At 39.6% G+C, this 18,227-nt stretch carries 16 protein-coding genes; 11 read left to right on the forward strand and 5 right to left on the reverse strand.

Going from position 1 to position 18,227, the window contains the following annotated elements:
• Positions 1–112 precede the first annotated feature (112 nt).
• The 4 genes from QNI22_RS34245 to QNI22_RS34260 all read left to right on the forward strand — a co-directional run bounded on the left by QNI22_RS34245 (position 113) and on the right by QNI22_RS34260 (position 3,595).
• Positions 113–400: a hypothetical protein gene (locus QNI22_RS34245; RefSeq protein WP_314518241.1), complete on the forward strand. Its 288-nt coding sequence runs from the start codon at positions 113–115 to the stop codon at positions 398–400.
• Between the two features lie 831 nt (positions 401–1,231).
• The gene (locus QNI22_RS34250; protein ID WP_314518242.1) at positions 1,232–2,044 is read left to right on the forward strand and encodes an oxidoreductase; all 813 of its coding nucleotides are present in this window, start codon (positions 1,232–1,234) and stop codon (positions 2,042–2,044) included.
• Between the two features lie 252 nt (positions 2,045–2,296).
• Positions 2,297–2,740 (forward strand): hypothetical protein, encoded by a 444-nt coding sequence (locus QNI22_RS34255; protein WP_314518245.1) that lies wholly within the window; start codon positions 2,297–2,299, stop codon positions 2,738–2,740.
• A gap of 39 nt (positions 2,741–2,779) precedes the next feature.
• On the forward strand, positions 2,780–3,595 hold the full coding sequence (locus QNI22_RS34260) for a helix-turn-helix domain-containing protein (RefSeq protein ID WP_314518247.1): 816 nt from the start codon (positions 2,780–2,782) through the stop codon (positions 3,593–3,595).
• A 680-nt stretch (positions 3,596–4,275) separates the two neighbouring features.
• Here the strand turns inward: QNI22_RS34260 and QNI22_RS34265 are convergent.
• Positions 4,276–4,461, reverse strand: coding sequence for a hypothetical protein (locus tag QNI22_RS34265; protein ID WP_314518248.1), 186 nt, complete (start codon positions 4,459–4,461; stop codon positions 4,276–4,278).
• 24 nt (positions 4,462–4,485) lie between these two features.
• Here QNI22_RS34265 and QNI22_RS34270 point away from each other — a divergent pair, with 24 nt between their 5' ends.
• The 5 genes from QNI22_RS34270 to QNI22_RS34290 all read left to right on the forward strand — a co-directional run bounded on the left by QNI22_RS34270 (position 4,486) and on the right by QNI22_RS34290 (position 11,741).
• On the forward strand, positions 4,486–6,570 hold the full coding sequence (locus QNI22_RS34270) for a tetratricopeptide repeat-containing sensor histidine kinase (protein WP_314518251.1): 2,085 nt from the start codon (positions 4,486–4,488) through the stop codon (positions 6,568–6,570).
• 350 nt (positions 6,571–6,920) lie between these two features.
• Positions 6,921–7,550, forward strand: a complete 630-nt coding sequence (locus QNI22_RS34275) for a response regulator transcription factor (RefSeq protein ID WP_314518253.1) — start codon at positions 6,921–6,923, stop codon at positions 7,548–7,550.
• Between the two features lie 562 nt (positions 7,551–8,112).
• The gene (locus tag QNI22_RS34280) at positions 8,113–8,979 is read left to right on the forward strand and encodes an outer membrane protein (protein WP_314518255.1); all 867 of its coding nucleotides are present in this window, start codon (positions 8,113–8,115) and stop codon (positions 8,977–8,979) included.
• A 788-nt stretch (positions 8,980–9,767) separates the two neighbouring features.
• Entirely contained in the window at positions 9,768–11,393 is a 1,626-nt protein-coding gene (locus QNI22_RS34285) for a sensor histidine kinase (protein ID WP_314518256.1), read from the forward strand.
• A gap of 117 nt (positions 11,394–11,510) precedes the next feature.
• Positions 11,511–11,741, forward strand: coding sequence for a hypothetical protein (locus tag QNI22_RS34290; RefSeq protein WP_314518258.1), 231 nt, complete (start codon positions 11,511–11,513; stop codon positions 11,739–11,741).
• Between the two features lie 194 nt (positions 11,742–11,935).
• Here the strand turns inward: QNI22_RS34290 and QNI22_RS34295 are convergent, their stop codons facing one another.
• From QNI22_RS34295 to QNI22_RS34310, 4 genes are all read right to left on the reverse strand, one after another.
• Positions 11,936–12,502, reverse strand: a complete 567-nt coding sequence (locus tag QNI22_RS34295; RefSeq protein ID WP_314518259.1) for a cupin domain-containing protein — start codon at positions 12,500–12,502, stop codon at positions 11,936–11,938.
• A gap of 623 nt (positions 12,503–13,125) precedes the next feature.
• Positions 13,126–13,875 (reverse strand): SDR family NAD(P)-dependent oxidoreductase, encoded by a 750-nt coding sequence (locus tag QNI22_RS34300; RefSeq protein WP_314518261.1) that lies wholly within the window; start codon positions 13,873–13,875, stop codon positions 13,126–13,128.
• 64 nt (positions 13,876–13,939) lie between these two features.
• Positions 13,940–14,668, reverse strand: a complete 729-nt coding sequence (locus QNI22_RS34305) for an NADPH-dependent F420 reductase (protein WP_314518263.1) — start codon at positions 14,666–14,668, stop codon at positions 13,940–13,942.
• A gap of 36 nt (positions 14,669–14,704) precedes the next feature.
• Positions 14,705–15,283: a Crp/Fnr family transcriptional regulator gene (locus QNI22_RS34310; RefSeq protein ID WP_314518265.1), complete on the reverse strand. Its 579-nt coding sequence runs from the start codon at positions 15,281–15,283 to the stop codon at positions 14,705–14,707.
• Between the two features lie 286 nt (positions 15,284–15,569).
• Between QNI22_RS34310 and QNI22_RS34315 the strand changes: the two genes are divergently transcribed.
• Both QNI22_RS34315 and QNI22_RS34320 read left to right on the forward strand, forming a co-directional pair.
• On the forward strand, positions 15,570–15,707 hold the full coding sequence (locus QNI22_RS34315) for a hypothetical protein (protein ID WP_314518268.1): 138 nt from the start codon (positions 15,570–15,572) through the stop codon (positions 15,705–15,707).
• A gap of 348 nt (positions 15,708–16,055) precedes the next feature.
• Entirely contained in the window at positions 16,056–17,192 is a 1,137-nt protein-coding gene (locus tag QNI22_RS34320; protein WP_314518270.1) for a hypothetical protein, read from the forward strand.
• Positions 17,193–18,227 lie beyond the last annotated feature (1,035 nt).

Genomic DNA, 18,227 nt, shown 5'->3' on the forward strand with positions numbered 1-18,227 from the left:
TAAGATGATGCGGATAATTCTCTACTGCGGTGCATTATCTCTACAAACCTGATCATCAAATACATATACTTTTCTAAAGGGTTGATGTGTCTTACTAATATGGATCATACCTATGATCCATATTAAGTATGAAGGATTGAGATTCTGTATTAATAATTCCTTATTAACAATTAGTGAGAATAACTCAAGCAGGTGGAATTCAGCTAAACCGATTGCACAAGAGAATAAAAGGCTTCTAATAATGCTGGGTACAATCGGTATAGGAACTGTGGTTGTATCCATTTTTGGAAAAGAAAAAGTGCTGGGTTGGCTTGATCAGGCGGCAGAGGTGAAAAACCAGCAAAGCCAAAAAATTAATAAACTCTATGAAAACAAAATTGCCTCCACAACTATCTCCTAAAGAATGCCCGGTGAGCAATCAAGGCATCCATCGGTAAGCCGCCCATCTGTAGAAAGCAATTCATCCCCAATGATTATTCATCTGCTCTTGACAGTTGGGTTATATCAATTGGGTACACCTGGCTGTTTACGCATCATTCCCTGCAGAACCACCCGCAGGATTTCCAGTGTGACGATCCCCAAACACCAAGAGGATATTTTGAGACTTTGGAAATAGCTAGCCAATTTGTAGCCTATAATCACTATTTTATAAACACCATTAATCCAGAACTCAACTTACATTAAAATGGACCTGGCTTCTTGTTTACATTTCTTGTTCCAATTTCCAGATCCAATCATCCAAAGATTCCCTTGGGTGATCGGAAAATGATACCAATCAACATCGTCCAATCAGCAACGTATTGTGGTTTAAAAAGTTGGCCGAATCCCGGATCTGATCGGCCTGCCTGAAGGACAGATGCTTACTCAGTTGTACATGATGACAAATAAGCCGGTTATGATCCATTATCACTTTTAACTTACAAGCTGTCAGAAAAACAAGTAAAAATGAACAACGATAACAAACTATATTCCATTTCTTATCATCGATAGGTGCATTCAGACTTGCATCATGTTTTGTTGTGTGTTTTTAATATGTGTGTTTTCAATAATTGATCGGTTAGAGGAAAATCTAAAGATTAGTCTACTGAGAATAAATAAATAAGAATAAATAAAAATGAGTAGAAATTAACCATCAGTTTGAACGTTTCAGCACACAAACCTGGACGTTTCAACAAAACACACATTGCAAGCCTAAATTACCTTTGTACTATACCTTTTAAACAATACAGATATGAAAAAAAATGTTTTAGTTACAGGCGCTTCGGCAGGAATTGGCAAAGCAACCGCAATTTATCTGGCACAAAATGGCTACAATGTGTACGGTGCTGCACGTAGAATGGAAAAAATGCAAGAACTCACAACCTACGGGATCCAACCGATTGCATTGGACCTTACTGAAGAGGAAAGTATTCAGACTTGTGTTGAACATATTTTCAAAGAAGCAGGTAGCATTGATGTATTGGTAAACAATGCAGGTTTCGGTTCGGAAGGTGCCATTGAAGACGTGACAATGCAGGAAGCAAAGTCTCAAATGGAAGTAAACGTATTTGGGGCAATGCATTTAACTCAATTAGTTTTACCGAAAATGCGAGAAAACAGATACGGTAAAATCGTAAACATTTCTTCCGTTGGCGGAAGAATTGCTTTGCCACTGAGCGGGTGGTATCACGCAAGTAAGTTTGCCATTGAAGCCTTGAGTGACTCGATGCGAATGGAAGTAAAACCATTCGGTATAGACGTAATTGTTATTGAACCGGGCGGAATAAAATCAGAATGGGGTGAGATCGCCATGCAAAGTTTGGTTCGTGTTTCAGGAAACTCTGCCTACAAAGAAATGGTCAAAGGAGCAGAAAAAGGGTATAAACGAACAGAAAACAACAACTCCGAACCTATTGTAATTGCAAGACTGATTAAAAAAGCAATTGAAGCAAACAAGCCAAAAACACGCTATGCTGGTGGTTCGATGGCAAAACCGTTGTTATTTTTACGGAGTATTTTGTCTGATAAAATGTTAGAGAGATTAATATTGAGCCAAATAAAATAACACCTTAAAAAGTATAAACTAATGAAAAGCAGCATCAGTCGTTAAGCTCAAAGTCAAAAGACACACTATCAAAATCCGCTTAGTTAGAGTAAATTAATTAGAGTAAATTAGTTAGCGTAAAAGGAGTCAACTAAAACTACCAGGTGAACCCTGAGTAAGTTAAGTACCAGTTATTAAGTACCAGTTGTTAAGAGTAATTCTTATGCAGTTGAACTATAAAACTAAAGAAAAATCTATATCACACTTTTGGCAATGCATTCATCGGTTCGCTGGCTGGTTCTGACAAGTTTGCTTTATGCGATTTACCGCGCCTATTCAGGATGGTTTTCAGGCAAACCATTTTCAAAATTTGACCATACAATTAGACTTGTTACTTCAACAATTTCCCATATTCAATTAGGTGTCGGGCTTTGTTTGTACTTTGTCAGCCCGATCATTGACTACTATTTGCATAACTACAAGGATGCAGTCAAGGATGAACAAATGCGTTTTTTCGAAATGGAACATGGCTCAATGATGTTACTTGCAATTGTAATTATTACCATTGGCTCTGTCCAGGTAAAAAACACAATCAAGGACAACGAGAAGTTTCGCACGATGGCTATTTGGTTTACAATGGGACTTCTTGTAATCCTGATATCTATTTCGTGGCCATTTTCACCTTTGGCAAGCAGACCCTATTTTAGAACATTTTGACAGTTAGATCTGATTAGGATTCACATAAAATAATATATTATGGAAAGCAGCTTGATTCTTCAGCATAATATGGTGTATTCCTGTAGTTATCAAAAAATAAAGAGCACTGAACATTACTTTCCTGAACACGCTTTAGGAATAATGCTTTCGGGTGAATCACTCTATTTTACAAACCAGAGCACATTTGTAATGAAAGAAGAAGCAATTTGTTTAATGCGCAGAAATCAGTTATTCAAAAAATTGAAGAACCTTGGTCCGAATGGTGAACCCATCGCGTTAATCAGCCTGTTTCTTGACCAAAAATCTTTGAAGCAATACGCAGCCGAAAATAATATTACAAAACAAAGTGCCTATAAAGGGACACCTATGATTGATCTGACGGGAAATGTGTTTTTGAAAGGTTTCTTTGACTCATTGCTGCCCTATATAGATAGTCCCAAGAAACTTACTGCAAAGATTGCCGAACTTAAAACCTGTGAAGCCATTGAGTTACTGCTTCAAACAGGGAGTGTATTTCAAAATTTTCTGTTTGACTTCAGCGAGCCTCATAAGATAGATTTGGAAGCATATATGAACCATAATTACAAATATAACATTCCCCTCTCATCGTTTGCCAAACTCACCGGTCGTAGTCTTTCCACATTTAAAAGGGATTTTACAAAGCTATTTGAAACAACACCCGAAAAGTGGTTACAACAAAAGCGTTTGGAGCAAGCCCATTTTTTGATTTCAAAGAAAGGCCAACGTCCCTCAGAAGTGTATTTAGAAGTTGGTTTTGAAAACCTGTCCCACTTTTCATTCGCTTTCAAAAAGCAATTTGGTTATGTACCGACGGAGCTAACAAAGACAGGATAAATTTCCCCTTTTGTATATTTTCAGCCGCTATATAACCAGCTACTGCAGACGACAAAAGTTACAGCCGCTAACAATAGTTTGGCTCAATGGGACGGACACACAAAATGAAAGGTTCCTGCTTGGATTCAGTATATATGTAGTTCAGTATCTGTGTAGGTTGACAGTTCCGTTCTTCAAAATGTCCACTGTGCCAGGCGTGGAATAAATCGAAACATTGTGTTCTCATCCCCTCCTGATGAGACAAAATCAAAAAATGTTTTTATACCTATCAACAAAAAAATGATATCCAGCTGCCTTATTTTCCCATTATACTTGTATGAATTATTTCCAAAAAAACCAAATGAAGCTCTGCAAGATGGCAGAGAGAAAAAAAGTTTGTATCTTTTAGCATAGAAATACCTTTTTAATGATTCAAGAAAGCCTCAAGTAATTGATCCCTTGCAAAAGTGTTTCTGTGCTCAGAGCCTTTAACTGATAAGAACAAATGGCAAAGACGAACACGCTAAGTGAAAACGGCAGCAAACAGATGGAAGTAAACAGCTTAAAGCAGGCAGACAGAATCAGGCATGAGGGTCAACACATAATCTTACGGATAAGAACAATTCATTCTATCTCTGGTATGCTATCATCTGCACTCTTTTATGCTATCCCCTATTCTCATTGTCGTTTTCTTATCTTTACTATTTACCTTTCTGTGTCTGATTACCTTTCTGTGTCTGATTACCTTTCTGTGTCTGATTACCTTTCTGTGTCTGATTACCTTTCTGTGTCTGATTACCTTTCTGTGTCTGAAACGCAAATTTTTCCTTTTCACTATTCTGACTCGCCACTTTATATCCGGTTGTAGCTGTCTTAAAAGAACGCATTCAATAGAGCTGAAATGGATATTTTTGGCAGCACTGGGACTAATAAGTGGAAGCTTATATGGACAATTTATAGCAGGATTACCTAAAGACAGCCTGCAAAAAGTGTTGCGCACCACACCTGCAGATACAAACAAGGTATTGTTATATCTGACACTGGGTCAGCAATACGAAGGCAATCAACCTGATTCTGCCATCTATTTTTATCGGCAGGCCCGAGACCTTAGTGAACGGATTGGCTATATGAGTGGTGTTGTCAAATACATCAGCAATTACACTGCTGTGCTCAATACCCAAGGTAAATTTGACGAATCACTCCGTCTGAATCTACAGGCTGTAGCCTTGTGTAAAAAACATAGATTGACCCAACAGTTATGGAAATCCTATGCGAATGTAGGTAGTGTCTATCAGTATAAGGAGGATTACAGACAAGCAGCCGCTTATGAATTAAAAGCCCTGGCTCTTATTGAAAATCAACCGTTTGGACAAGCCATCAGTTTATTGCATAATAATCTGGCCGGACTTTACATTAATCTCAGAGAATATACAAAAGCGTTATCTCATGCATTGCAAGCTATGCAGGCAGCCGAAAAAGGAGAGGATTCCTATGCTATCGGCCAGGCATGTATCAATGCGGGCAATGCTTATCTGAAGATGGAGCAACTATCCAAAGCCATTCATTATCAGACACGGGCTTATCAGACCGGACTAGCGCTGCAAGATCTGATCCTACAGGAAACCGCTCTGATTAATCTGGGACAGATTTATAATAGTCAGGGTCGGGCGGATTTATCTATGCAGGTATTCAAAAAAGCCTTACCATTGGCGGATGCAGTAGAAGATCTTTCAGCAAAAGCTTATATCCTGCAGGGGCTGGCCCGAAATTATTTTTTAAAAAAGCAACTTCTCTTCGCTGCTGCTACAGCGGACAGCGCTATTGCCCTGGCAAGCGAAAACAATTTCAAAGAGATCCTTTCAGATCTATACCGTATGCGGGCTGAAATAGCACTTGCGCGTCGGGAAGATCACTTAGTAATACCATTACTTGACAAACAGGACTCGATCCGGCAGTTGATTCATAATGATCAGATAGTCAACAACATTCAGGAACTGGAAACCCAGTACCAGCTGCAAAAACAGCGCAGCAAGGCACTGCAGCAAAATTTGCTTCTGCAGAAAAAGACAACGCAGACCCGTCTGCAACGTAACTGGCTCATTGCCTCAGGAATCGTTTTGGCGCTGATGATACTTCTTCTTTTATCTGGCTATCGTTATTATATACAGCGACAGACTTTGTATCAATCCACCCTTGCTACGCTACAGGCTCAACAGGAAAATGTACGGTTGAAAGCATTGCTAGAAGGACAGGCACAGGAACGACAACGCATCAGTCAGGAGTTACACGATGAAATAGGTTCAGGCCTTACCTCTATGTTGTATTTAACACACTCCCTGCACAGTTCCTACCATTCACCTGTAGTTGATTCTCCTGAGAGGGAGCAGCTCCGGAAAGTAAATCCGGAAAACGTATCATCAGATACAACCTTACAAAAGCTAAGCAGAACGGCCAGCGGACTCATTGAAAAAATGAATGAGGTAATCTGGTTGATCAATGATGAGTATAATACTTTGCCAGATCTACTGGCATACATTCGTGTTAACCTGGCCGAAACCCTGGAAAATGCAGGGCTTCCCTATCATTTTTTTCCGCCTCCATCTGTCCCAAAAGTTTCACTTGGACAATCCTTCCGACGCAATGTATATCTGATTCTGAAAGAAGCCGTACATAATACTATCAAGCATGCGGATGCTTCACAGGTAGAGCTTCGTATTGAGTGGAAAGAACTCTCTATAGAATATCAGCAACTACAACAAGGGTTTAGTCAAAGGGCACAAAGAGGAGAATTACTGTTTTATCTAAGGGATAATGGCAAGGGTATAGATGTAGAATCTAAGCGGGTCTTTGGCAATGGTCTGAAAAATATGCAGCGACGAGCCTCAGAGATTGGCGGTGAATTGTTATTTTTATCTGAGGGGGATAGTGTTGATTCAAATAGTAAAATGTCACAAGGCACTATCCTCTCTCTTCGTGTTTTTATTGAGCTGCAATAGCTGCATCAATCAACTAAACAACCCAATCCATAAGGTAGCTAACATGTGTGGATTGGGTCAAAGTATCAAAACACTGATTTGATACTAGGAAATGCATAATAAACCGGTTTTATCTGGTAACTATACCAGATAAAAAAGCTCTGGTTTTTGATCAACTAGCTTTTCTGTAATATTGTATCCATTATTATACCCATTATCGTATTCTCATTAGTGTACATATTAGATAGAGACTAACTATATTGAATGTACTTGGGAAGATAGTAACATAGTTCTGAAGATAGTAACATATGTTCTATTGAGAATAAAGAACTGCTTTTGTAGCTTGCATCTTTGCTGATTAGAGAATGATAATGGAAAAGCCAATTCGGGTTAGTATTGTAGAAGATATAGTAGAAGTTCGGGAAGGATTACGCTTTCTTCTCCATCAAACTGGTGAATTTGTCTGTGTAGCCACCTATGAAAGTGCAGAGACGGCACTGGCAGGTATGGAAGATAATCTACCCGATTTACTGATAATGGATATCAGCCTGCCTGCCATGAATGGACTTGATTGCATTCGTTCTATTAAGAACTTTTATCCCTCTGTTGAATGTATTGTCTTTACCATCTACGAAGACAGTGAACAGGTTTTTGAAGCGCTTCAAGCAGGTGCAAGTGGATACCTGCTCAAAAAAACACAACCCCATAAGATCATTGACGCCTTAAAGGAACTGGCAGCTGGTGGTTCTCCCATGAGTGCATCCATTGCGCGAAAAGTAGTCACTGCTTTTCAGGAAAAGGCAATACAAACGGAAGAGTATCATCTTTCTGAACGTGAAAAACAAATTCTGGATGGCCTTTCCAAAGGACTTTTTTACAAAGAGATCGCTCATCAGCTATCCATCGGATCTGGTACAGTCCGTCAGCACATTCATCGTATTTACAAGAAACTCCATGTACAAAACCGCACCGAAGCCATCAATAAAGTTTTTGGAAGATAAGCTTTACGGCCTTCTGCAAATGATCACAAAGCCTGCTACAGACAAGTGCTAAATATACAGAGTTTCAGTGTAGTATATATTACCAGGAAATAGCCTGCTTACTCAATTTATTCTGCTGCGATCAAGAACTCCCACTGATTTTAATACCTTCTAGCTGTGTTCCTGTGTTCCTTTTTTCAAGTCCTGGTATTAGGTACGCCAGCTGTTATTTTCTGTTACGCTTACTTTCTTCCCAGATGCAGACAGAAGGCCATTGTAAGGTATGTTCTCATGGTAACTTATATTCTATTGACATAAGGGTGGAAGGTGCTTTACCTTTGATTCATCAGACCAATAGGTCAAAGTCTGAATCCATACATCAGACACTGATTGTATATGTTTTTTGTATATGCATTCTATCTGAAAGTGGATTTTATATTCTCTAACATATTACAACTGTACCAGATCATGACAATATATATTCTGCCTTTCTGTTTTTTCTGTTAGCAGCTCGACTATGCTTTAACCCAATTCTTGCCTTGTATCCTGAATTATTTTGATAGTATTACTTATCCTACAACCCATGCAAAAATCTATTCTTACCACGTTAGGCTGCCTGTGGCTCATATCCATACTTTCTGCTCAGCAACCTCTCTTTGCTCAGCAATTTACTCAGTCCACATCCCTTTACCAGATAAGCTCAACATATTTTCATTCCTACCCGCCTATACAAATAGGAGATTACTCTATAAGTCACAGTTCAGATGCACAATCAAAAGTGGGTTTAAGAAAACGGATCTATCTTCCTACGCAGATGGATCTTCACATGAATAAGGCATCTGATACTGCTTTACAGGTTGAATCCATTTCTACACAATCAAAGTCCAGCTATCCCTTATCGCAGTCCAGCTATTTGTTAGAATCTAAACCATTACCCAAACGAATGCTAGGTATCAATCCGCTGGGTGTACTGCAGTTTGGTCCTGTCTTTCAGGGTGAATTCCGTCTGACAGAACAAGGCTACCTGATGTCTCATGTGAGAATACCTTATCTGGGCTTGTTGTATCATATAATTACTATAGGCGGAGAGGAAAATGTGACTGTTTCACCACTGGCACTGGGCTTGGGAGCAGGCTACAAAAGTCTTTTTCTTACTCAGAAAGGTGCATTTTATATTGGTGGCCTGGCCGAATACTCTTTCGGAAGTTCAACCGGAAATGATGGCAGTGACTGGGAAAGTCATTTCAGCAATGTCGCCTTACTGGCCAATGGTGGCTACCGATGGCGATGGCCTGAAAAAAAATATGTTTTAAGTCTGGGAGCCTATATGGGGGCATACACAGCCTTGAAAGATGAATGGTATTATACAGCCTCGCCTGCCGAACCTAAAGACGAACGTTCTACTACGTTATTGTTTATGATTGAACTTACATTTGGTTGGGAAAGATAAAAGCCAAACCAACCTCTGTTGCTCTTTTCAATCACTCCCTGGTCCATGGAATATAAAGCGACAATCTGAGAATCAGAACTCCCCCTCTGCCAGATAAAAGTATCTTTCTACGGATGCTAAAGTGATTGTCTTTTATTATCCGCTTAGCCATGAGCTTGTTCTTGACTAAGCGGAATCATATTGAGTTGCTATTACTTAATTAATGCAACAATTTCTGAAACAAGCTAGGATTGACTACTACTCAACCAAAGTAAGATCAACTACTTCAGAACCCAAGTGGAAAATCCTGAGTAATGCCGATTAGTGTAGCATCAAATCCGTCATTAGTCCGATCCGTCCCATATGTTCCCAACTGGTGTTGGCGAGCCCTTTGTACGGCGTTATTAAGTTCTGTCCGAAAATCAAAAACAAGCTTTCATAATATGTTGGATAAGCCAAGCCTTCCTCTAAGGCGTTAGATCCACCCAATTTTATTCCGAGTAACACTCACTTAGCTTGCTTTGCTTAATAGGACATTTTACTACAGGCATTTACCTTCTACCAAAGTTATTCCTGCTTTTGGTAAAGTTGTTTCTTTCCTGATCTGGCATACAATTGAAACTCGTCTTATTCCATTTCAGGCTGTAAGCGCCAATACTATACTAAATTTATAGTATACTAAATTTGTCATTTTATGTATCAAATTGACAAATACAACGTAGTAGGCTAAAGTAAGAAATGGATTTTTTCTCCTTATGGAGAATGCACTAAAAGGTGTATTATAATAATGTTACTTTAAATGATTTGACATGATAGAATGGATTGATTTAGTGGACAAGCGATTCATGCCACACGGACATTGTTATTTTTGGGAACCCTTTGTTTTGTGGCCCTATGCCATCTCGGATAGTATCATTGCCATTGCCTATTTTTCGATTCCCTTAGCCTTGGGTTATATCTATCTGAAGAGGAAGGATTTTTCATATATCTGGATAGTTATTCTATTTGCTGTTTTTATTTGTGGATGTGGCATTACCCATATTTTTGATGTAGTCAACATCTGGAGACCCTTGTATAAGCTGGATGTCATTGTTAGAATCATTACGGCTCTGGCCTCTCTGGGTACTGCCGTGGTGCTTATTAAAATTACTCCTAAGATTATTGACATTCCCAGCCTGGATGAATGGAAAGATCTCAACAACCAATTACAACATGCCAATGAGGAACTCTACGCAGCCAATGAGGAATTACAGGTTCAGCTTGAAGAACTCAGACGGAAGGATAAGACAATTCAGGCTTATAAAGAATTTGAGCGGCTGATCGAATCATTACCTCAACTGGTTTGGACTACTAATCCCTTTATTGGGGAGGATACTTCTATTTATATTAATCACAACTGGTATGTTTACACTGGCTTGTCCACTCATAATGACTTTGATACAATTTATTCTGTATGTGTACCCATAGAGCAGCAACAGGCAGTAAAAGAGCATTGGCAACACTGTCTGCAAACCCATGAAAGGTTTGAAAGAGAACTACTATTGAGACGGTTTGATGGGCAATATCGTTGGCATTTGAGTACGGCAGTCTATTCGGTTGCTACCAACCACTGGGTTGGAACCTTTACCGATATTCACGAACAGAAGCTACTTTCTCAGAAAATGGAGGAAATGACTCAGCAACTGGCCCTATCAAACCAGGAACTTTTAGCAAGTAATCAAAGTCTGGAAAAAGTCAATGAGCAGCTATCGAGAACCAATGAAGAGTTAGATCAGTATGTTTATAAAGTTTCACATGACATCCGTTCTCCTATTGCTTCGATCATGGGACTGCTTGGACTTATTAATAAGGAAATACTTCCTGCACAGGAACTACAATACCTACATTTAATGGAGAATCGAATTAACCGGTTAGACGATTTTATCAAATCTGTACTCTCACACTCGCGTAGTTTGAATACTGCTGTTAGTATGAGTCCGATTAACTTCGATAAAATTATTGATCAATGTCTGGAGGAGTTGCAGTATTATCCAGAGGTAGATCAACTTCATATAAAAAAGGAATTGCCCCAGACAGGTATTTTCTGGGGAGATGAATTACGATTAAGTATTATCTTCAAGAATCTGATTTCCAATGCAATCAAGTATCGTAACAAGCAAGTAAGAAGCATGCTTATTATCAGTGTTAGCGTATCAGCTCAGCAAGCATTTATTGTATTACAGGACAATGGACAAGGAATACCTGACCAGTATCAACAACAAGTATTTACTATGTTCTTCAGAGCAACAGAGAAAGCAGATGGTTCTGGATTAGGGTTATATATTGTCAAACAAGCCGTAGAACGCATGGGAGGAACCATTACCTTACAGAGTCAATTCGGGAAGGGAACAGCTTTTACCATACAGCTGCCGAACCAAAACTATTCGCATCTTTAATCTGATATACTTTTGATCACTATACTATCATAATCACTATACTATCAACGAAGAATAATTTACAAGAAGAATACATATAGTCCAAGCCAGACTGATTTCAAAAGTAAGGTAAGAAGTATGGAAGTAGATGCAAATCATTTGGAAAGCGTCAAGGCTAAAAATAGCTGCACAATTGAGTGTTTAGGGTTGATTCAGCATCCATTCCAGCTTACTTCTTCAACTCCTCAATTACCCCTGAAATCGACGCTTACACAGCTTAAACGCATACTACCTATAAAATTTATGCCTAACAAAGGAAGTGGGTTTGTACAAAACCGGATATTTACGAAGGGTTCTCAAAGTGGTTAGCTAGTTCCCACAATGGATGGTAAAAGATATGGCAACTAGCTGTTAAACAGGTATAACCAAAAGGTTATAACAGGTTGGTTCTTCTTTATTTCTTTTTGCTCTGAATTTCTTTTTTGCGCTGAAATAATCCTGTAAAATAGAGCAAATATCATTTGCTAGTATCAGCTTAAGCAAAGGTTGCGCCACGATACTGCCTATTCCAAAGGCAAGGGAGGGCCAACTACTTTCATCTCATTTTTGGCAAACTCCTTGGTGATTTCATCTGCAGAGGGTTCATGATCGAGTGATGCCACATTGACAAAAAAGTTTTCCAGTTTGCCCGCCGGTTGCAGTACAACCAACATCTTCCCTTTATCCGAGACCTGAGTCCAGGCATGAGGCACTTGCCTGGGAAGGAAAATAGAATCCCCAACGGTAAGAGTGTATTTATCTTCACCCACCTTGAACAAATACGAGCCCTCAATCACATAAAATATCTCATCCTTTGAAGGGTGGACATGCAAAGGAGTACCTCTGCCTTTGCTAAGGGAGGTTTGTTCAAAAATGGCCAGATCGCCATTGGTGTCACTACCCGATATTTTTACATCCAGCATATTCTGGTTTACTCCCTTTAACTTTAAATGTCCGTGTTTTCTTCCTTCACCGGCTGAAACTTTAAAGCCTTTTGTCACCCGATCAACTAGGTGTCCAATCCTTGCAAAGGATAGGGAGGGTAGGGTAATCAGACCAGATAAAGCTGAGATAAATGTAGTACGTTTCATAGGTATACGGATGAAGTGGATAGTCAAACAGGACATGGAAGTCAAACAGGACTGTGACATTTTTATTTTGTATAAAACTAAACAGATGATCTGGCTTATTCTATAACCCGTTTTACAACTATGTTGCTCACATACCTGGAAAAGAACAGTCACCCTACCCCAAAAGGGTCAGATGACTTTCTGAAGCGAATTATCTGTTAGGTCTTTATTCTGTGGGCAACTAGCTTAAAACTAGCTTCTAGTCAGACAGGCACTATACATCCGGCTAAATACACTACGTCTAACTAGATATACTCTGGGATACTACATCTAACCACCTATAGACATAGCTTTGCCACCTAAACAAAGTAAAAATGAGCCCCACTAATCAGAAGCTTCCAACTCAAGTGTACTTTTATCCTAGAAATGGAACGTGGTTTTTGCACAACTCTGGCAGTTGAATAACTTTTTGAGAGAGGAATATCGGATCAGGATAGTTTTGATTACAGATGATTCAATCTAAACACTAAAATTATCTCTATAAAAATGTATAGTTTGGAAGCATAATAAAACAGACAACAGCTCTCTTAGCAGATAAAAAGCTGTTGTCTGTTCTGTTACGTTGTCTGTTCTGTTACAAAGTGTTACGCATTTTGTCCACCATCAACAGTTAATGTCGAACCTGTAATAAAAGAGGCCTCTGGACTTGCCAGAAAAGCGACTGCCGCTGCAATCTCTTCCACTGTTCCATACCGACCCAATGCCAGACCGGATTTTACGCTCTGGGCGAAATCTGTATTATCCGGATTCATATCGGTTGCTGTAGGCCCTGGCTCTACGGTATTGACCGTTATTCCTTTTTTACCCAGGTCCCAGGCCCATCCCCTGGTATAAGCGGCAACAGCTGCTTTGGTGGCTGCATAGTCAGCAAACCCTGAAAATCCTCCAAGACGGGAAGCAAAGGTAGAACCAATGGAAATAATGCGTCCGCCTTCGCCGATATATCTGGAAGCGATACGGGTAGCAGCTGCCACACCACTCAGGTTAACTGCCAGAATTTTTTCCAGTTCAGCAGGATCTGTTTCCGTTGTATCTACAGGACTATATACGGAGATACCGGCACTGTTAACCAAAATATCCAGTTGTCCATACGCTTTTATCGTTTCTTCCACTGCCAGCTCCAGGGATTTGGGATTACCACTATCGGCTTTGATAGCGAGCGCATGCCCTCCCTTTTTTTCTATTTCCGTAACCAGAGCTACGGCCTTCTCTTCGGCATTCAAATAGGTAAAGACCACACTGGCACCATCTGCAGCCAAACGTTTTACGATTGCAGCACCAATGCCACGACTTCCTCCTGTGACCAATGCTACTTTGTTAGTTAAAGGTGACATATATATTGATTAATTTGTTTTATAAGCTGATTTATAAATTGAGAAAATGAAAAACTGTCTTCGATTAGCTTAACTTGATTAAATTATGGACAGCTAATACTCCATTGGGAAACTGTTGTAGTTTACCTCCTTCATCCAGCCGCCCCAGATCAATACCTGCAAACCCCAACCGGTTTACTATTCCTGCAACAATGTCTTTGGCAGTCTGATCATTCCCTGAATAAAACAGCACTCTATGTCCTGCTGCCTGATTCGGATCTGCGGCTACCAGGTGAGGAGGTAAAGTATTAAAGGCCTTTACGACCCTTGCTCCGGGAAATAATTCGGCAACCACTTCACTGGACGTTTTAACACCCAAATTAGCCAATTTAAATCCAGGTAAGATGGGATTGGTAGGATCTATGACAATACGACCCTGTAGACTGGGTATACTCAAGGCAACATCTCTGAGTTTCTGCCAGGGTACAGCCAGAAATACTACCTCTGCTGTAGCTGCCTGCTCTACACTGGTGCTACTGACATTGTCTCCTAACTGATGTGCCAATTCAGCAAGTGTTTCAGGACCGCGGCTATTGCTGATCATTACCTGATATCCGGCCTGTGCAACCTGTTGAGCGAACGCTTTTCCGATAGCTCCAGCTCCTATAATTCCTATTTTCATATCTGTTGGGTTTAAAATCTCTGATTGATTAACAATCTGATTAACAATACAAAGTTGCACCCGATCAGGGTCTTCTCCATTGACATTTACAGGAAAAATACCTTTAGCTATGCAAAGAAAAAGTCTTGACAAATGTCAAGACTTCAGAATCCAGAGTGGAAAAACGGGCTATTTTTTAACGGCCAGATGTCTGATCCGGCTTAGTGTTTCCGGAGAAACTCCCAGGTAGGAGGCGATCATATGCAGTGGAACCCGATTGAAGATATCAGGATACTTTTCGATAAAGTTGAGATATTTCTCTTCAGAGGTATAACTAATCGCGGCGTGGATTCTCTCCTGAGAGGCAATATAGCTGCGATGAATAAGATTGGTTATCAGCTGATCAAAAGCAGGAATCTGATCGCGTAAGGCTTCAAAGTCTTGCCTGGGAAACAAAAGTAATACTGAATCTTCGAGTGCATCAATATTGTATCGGGAAGGGGTACCATTCAGTAAGCTTTCTCTGTCTCCCGCCCACCAGTTTTCTATTAAAAATTTCAGAATATGTTCGTTGTCATGTGCATCGACACGGTAAGTTCGCAGACATCCTTTGCATATAAAGGCATAGTATCTCCATACATCACCTTCCTGCAACAAATATTGTCGCTTTCTGAGCTTTTTAATAATCCCTTTTGAACGTATCAGTTCAAACTCTTCCTCGGTTATCCGAATTTTATCAGTCAGATAAGTATAAAAGATTTCAAACATGAGGGCTTGTTTTAGAATAAAAGAAAATAGACTTCAAGATAGTGATTTTTCCCATTTGAAGCGTATTTCACTTATCTATCCTGAATCATAAGCCTATACCATAAACATATACCATAAGCCTATAGCTCAACCAGACAGAACAAAGCTTTTTATATTGACAAAACAGCTAATTTGTGGAGTAAGGGTAGTACTTTTAAACAATTTAATTTATTTATCCTTTGTTGTAGCTACAGCCAACAGTTATTCTGGGAATGATGGTTTTTCAGATCAAATCAGACTATAAGCAATGGCACTATTGTTTTTAAATGCAGTAAGACCATCTGCAGCGCTTGGACTATCTCCAATCCAAAAACAACAGGTTGCTTCTTTCCGGAAAGAAGTAATTCCATTACTTTCCGTTTTTCAGTTTTCCGGACTGACATAGAAGCTGTTTGGTTATTTAGTAAGAGGTAGAATTTTACGTAAAAAACGAATATAAAAGGGTATTATCTGAGTTACTAACTCTATACTAGATTCTCTGCCTCTACTATCTATGCTTAACATTGCAACTATACAGTCACTATTTTTCGAAGAGATTTTAATTGGGGATGGTATTTTTTGGTTCTCATTTCAAAAATTACTCTTTTTTGGAAATCCTTTCCTTGTAGTAAACAACTTACTATGCAATCAAAGCTTTACTAGAAATACATCAAAGGTATTTTAATTCCAAAAATTGATTTATATCATTACTATTAAATTCGATCTATCAACTGCAACAGATAATTCGCGCAACATGGTCAAGCACAGTTTCAGCAAAATCCTTTGGGCAGTAGGCTGGGGAGTGATAAGCATACTTACACTTGCCCAGACAGGATGTGAAAAGAAAGAAAACCTCAATCCTCAGGACCGTACTTACTATATGGGTTTTACCCCTCTTCCGTACGCTTTAACGCCAGCTGCCATAGATTACACTTATACCCAACTCGAACAAAGTGCCGATATAGTCTGTCATCACTTCGACGATGGTGTACCGTGGGTGGAGGCACTGAAAGACACAGCTTTTCATCCAGGCTTACAACAAGATTGGGCTTATCGTAAATCCCGGACATTACCTTCCCAAAAGGTATTTCTGGCATTTACCCCCATCCGTTTTGACCGGGTTGCCCTGGCTTCTTACCGGGCCGCTACACCCAATATGGATATGCCCTCCCCCTGGAATACCTATTCTTTCAATCATCCGGATGTAAAGAAAGCGTACCTAACCTATTGCAAACGAGGTATCGATTTTTTCAATCCTCATTATTTTCTGATGGGCATTGAGGTGAACCTGCTTTTGAAGCTCAATCCTTCCCTTTGGCAGGATTACCTGGAGCTGCATACTTATGTTTATCAGCAACTAAAGAAAGCCTATCCAGATTTGCCTGTTGCTGTATCAGTTAGTGGCATTGATTTACTGGAAGGCTATACTGATGCAGACCACGCTCAACAAACGGAAGGTTTGACGCAAATTCTGCAACAGACCGATTTTCTGGGATTTTCACTTTACTCCTACCAGACCCGCTATCTAACAGGCGATTTGCCTACAGATATGTTTAGCCAGTTATTTTCGCTTACCAGTAAACCCATTGCCATTACAGAAACGGGATATCCGGCTCAGAGATTCTCGGTATTTACTAATTCAATTACATTTGAAGGCACAGAGGACAAACAGGATCGTTATATCAGTCAATTGCTTACAGCATCAAATCATGAAAATATGTTGTTTGTGATCAACTTTGTGCTGCGTGACTATGACCAACTCTGGCAGGCCTGGGGCAGCAAAGACGATATTACAATTCTATGGCGTGATACTGGCTTAATCGATGAGAATGCCAGTCCACGAAAGGGATTCCAAACCTGGAAATCCTACCTGAAAATACCAAAAAAATAAGCAGGTTTTAAAGTCTGCATAGTAGAATTTACCAATAAAAAATTTTAATCCATTTTTTACAGAACCGGTTTACGTATAGATAGCCTACAAATATAATCGGCAGGCTTACCAATGAATAATAATACACCGCTTCCTTGAGCCTGATGTTACTGATTAAAACTGGCAAAGCTTTAGTTGTGAAGGTTTCACAAAAGTCTTTATTTGCATTCAACGTAATGTATACAGAAGAATAGATTCAGCAAGTCCAATAGTTGCAGCACTTATTTCTCACAGGCTTGAAATCCTTAGTTATGACTGTACGTCTTATACGAATTAACGAAGAGATTAAACAAGTTATGCAATTGTTGCAGGAACTGGATGCAGTTATAGAAAGCCATGTGAGGTAGTATGTCTCAAAAAAATAAATTGATCCTTGTTGTAAATTTCCCACAGGTGCCACTACTCCTGGTATAGCGCAATTCCTTGATAATAGATTCGAAACTAAAGTCTATCAGTCCGCTTTAGATTCTGGGACCTACTAAAAGAGCTAAATAAAAGGATCAAAAATTGATCAAGAATGATAACAATTAAATACTGGATGAAGAATGCATGGGAACTACTCACTATTGCCTTACAAAATTGTGCAGTAACAGATAGACCTTTTTCTAACGAACTTCCCTGATTTTCTGGCTGGCTATGTTTTCAGCTTGTTTATTCACGGAGTAGTTTTCCGATTAATTATCCGGATTAATTATCCGGATCAGGTTTTACCAGCATTGCTCCAATCAATTGAAGTGTCCAGCGCCTACATCGCTGAAACGAAGATCAGTCCTATTCTAACCTTTGTATTTCAATGCCGGAAAGTAGATATATCCAAGGGCTTGGCGCATCAGAAAGAACAGTGTTAAAGGCCATCTTACCAATTCTGCCATCTTAGGCAGCACCACTATCGGCAATGTTGACGTGATTTTGCAAAACCGCATTGGCCTGGAAGCTAAGAAAGACGTATGAAAAAAATGCTTGAGATATACGATTTGGTTGGGAAAGATACAAAAC

Origin of the sequence: Xanthocytophaga agilis (assembly GCF_030068605.1) — a bacterium.
Taxonomy (GTDB): domain Bacteria; phylum Bacteroidota; class Bacteroidia; order Cytophagales; family 172606-1; genus Xanthocytophaga; species Xanthocytophaga agilis.